This window comes from Desulfovibrio sp. (assembly GCF_035644575.1).
In the GTDB taxonomy this organism is placed as follows: domain Bacteria; phylum Desulfobacterota; class Desulfovibrionia; order Desulfovibrionales; family Desulfovibrionaceae; genus Desulfovibrio.
This window is the reverse complement of sequence record NZ_DASQOG010000001.1, coordinates 1-2,319: the sequence shown is the minus strand read 5'-3', so window position 1 is coordinate 2,319 and position 2,319 is coordinate 1. Positions and strand designations below refer to the sequence as shown.

2 protein-coding genes are annotated in these 2,319 nt (G+C 56.2%); both read left to right on the top strand.

Annotated elements, in window-relative coordinates; all coding sequences use genetic code 11:
- Window positions 1–19 precede the first annotated feature (19 nt).
- Window positions 20–1,027, top strand: a complete 1,008-nt coding sequence (fbp, locus tag VEZ52_RS00010) for a class 1 fructose-bisphosphatase (protein ID WP_240824403.1) — start codon at window positions 20–22, stop codon at window positions 1,025–1,027.
- A 73-nt stretch (window positions 1,028–1,100) separates the two neighbouring features.
- The gene (gene tsaD, locus VEZ52_RS00005; protein ID WP_324834991.1) at window positions 1,101–2,162 is read left to right on the top strand and encodes a tRNA (adenosine(37)-N6)-threonylcarbamoyltransferase complex transferase subunit TsaD; all 1,062 of its coding nucleotides are present in this window, start codon (window positions 1,101–1,103) and stop codon (window positions 2,160–2,162) included.
- Window positions 2,163–2,319: the final 157 nt, after the last annotated feature.

Genomic DNA, 2,319 nt, shown 5'->3' with positions numbered 1-2,319 from the left:
ATGTTGTAAGGAGCCCCCAATGGCTGACATCACGGTTACGGAACACCTGCTGCTGCATCAAAAGCGTAGCCCCCAGGCAACGGGCCAGTTTACTGGTCTTCTGTACGACCTGATCCTTTCGGGAAAAAGCATTTCCCGTCGCATCGCCAAAGCTGGCCTGCTTGATATCCTCGGCGGCACGGGCGAAGTGAACGTTCAGGGTGAAGATGTGCAGAAGATGGATTCCATCGCCAACCGCATCCTGCTTTATCGCATGGAGCGTTGCGGCGCTCTCTGCGCAATGGGGTCGGAAGAAGAAGCAGAACTTATCCGGGTGAGCAAAGAATTCCCACGCGGAGACTATATTCTGATTTTTGATCCTTTGGATGGGTCGTCAAATATTGATGTGAACATCAATGTCGGCACCATATTTTCCATTTTGCGCAGGCCTGAAGGCCATACCGGCGAGGTTGCGCTGGATGAAGTGCTGCAACCCGGCATCAAGCAGGTGGCGGCCGGGTATATCCTGTATGGCCCTTCCACCATGCTGGTTCTCAGCACAGGGCAGGGCGTGCACGGCTTTACCCTTGATCCCGGTGTGGGCGAATTTTTGCTGTCCCACCCTGACATGCGCATTCCCGAACAGGGCCATATTTATTCGGTCAACGAAGGCAACTGGAAAAAATGGGATGCGCCAGCCCGTGATGCCGTCAACTGGTTCCACGGTTGCGAAACTTCGGACGGCAAGCCCTATTCTTCGCGCTACGTGGGCGCGCTGGTGGCCGACTTTCACCGCACGCTCATCAACGGCGGTATTTATATGTATCCGCCCGATGCCAACAAGCCCAATGGCAAACTACGCCTGATGTGCGAGGCCAACCCCTTGGCTTTTCTTGCAGAGCAGGCTGGCGGCAAGGCGAGCGACGGTCATGGACGCATTCTTGAAAGGGTGCCGGACAAGCTCCATGCACGCACACCACTGTACATCGGCTCGACGCTGGATGTTGAGGCTGTGGAAAAGATCTACGCCCGTCACGCGGGCAGATAGCTTTTGCGGCAGCCCCGCGTGTTTGCGGCGGCTGCCTTGTTGTACCGGCCTTTGACCGTAAATGGCGAACCGCATGCTGTGTTTGGGAATTGAAAGTTCTTGCGACGAAACCGCATTGGCGCTGGTTGAAGACGGGCGGCTTGTGGATGCCGTGCTCGCAAGCCAGGCCGATGTGCATGCCCTGTTTGGCGGAGTGGTGCCGGAACTTGCCTCGCGCGAGCATTACCGCTTTGTGGGCGCACTGTTTGACGAACTGATGCGGCGTAGCGGCAAGGCCAATTCTGATATTGATCTTGTGGCAGCGGCTCGAGGCCCGGGTCTGCTTGGCAGCCTGCTGGTGGGCGTTGCCTTTGCCAAAGGGCTGGCCCTTGGCCTTGGCAAACCTTTTCTTGGCGTCAACCATCTGCTTGCGCACCTTCTGGCAGTAGGGCTGGAGCAGAAATTGCAATTTCCAGCCCTTGGCCTGCTGGTGTCGGGCGGGCACACGCACATCTACAGGCTTGAATCGCCCTGGGATTGCCGCCTCCTTGGGCGCACCCTTGACGACGCTGCAGGTGAAGCTTTTGACAAGGTTGGCAAATTTCTGGGCTTGGCTTACCCTGGCGGCAAGCTTATGGATGCTCTGGCCAGGGCGGGGCACGCCACGCCAACCATGTTTCCCCGGCCTTATCTTGATAATGACAATCTGGATTTCAGCTTCAGCGGCCTCAAGACCGCCGCAACAGGCCTTGCCGCGCATCAGTTGGCGGGGCAGGAATGGCCTCGTCCGCTGACAGACATTGCCCATGCGCCGCAAGCGCTTAAAGATTATTGCGCTTCATTCAATCTGGCTGTTGTGGATACCTTGTGCACCAAGGTTGCTCGGGCGCTCGACCGCAACCCAGGTGTTGCAACACTGCTGATGGCGGGTGGGGTTGCCTGCAATTCCCTGCTGCGTGAGCGAATTGAACAGCTCATGCAAGGCAGGGGAGGCCAGGCTTACATTCCCGGCCCCCTGTTATGTACGGATAATGCTGCAATGATTGCCCATGCTGGATGGCTCTTGGGCGTAAGGGGTTTCAGCCATGATTTGCGTATGGAAACCATACCCCGTGGCAAAATCATACCCGATGACATGTTGTGCAGCTTGTGCTGAAAGTGTCAAGAGACCATGCAAAACAAGAGATTGTCTTGACAGAGAGCACATTGGTATCTACTCTTAGTCAATACAGAAGCATACACTTTAAATGCGCTTCTGTTCGCGTCACAGGCCAATAGTGGCCGTGGAGCGATACAAAGCAACGTAAGGAGAT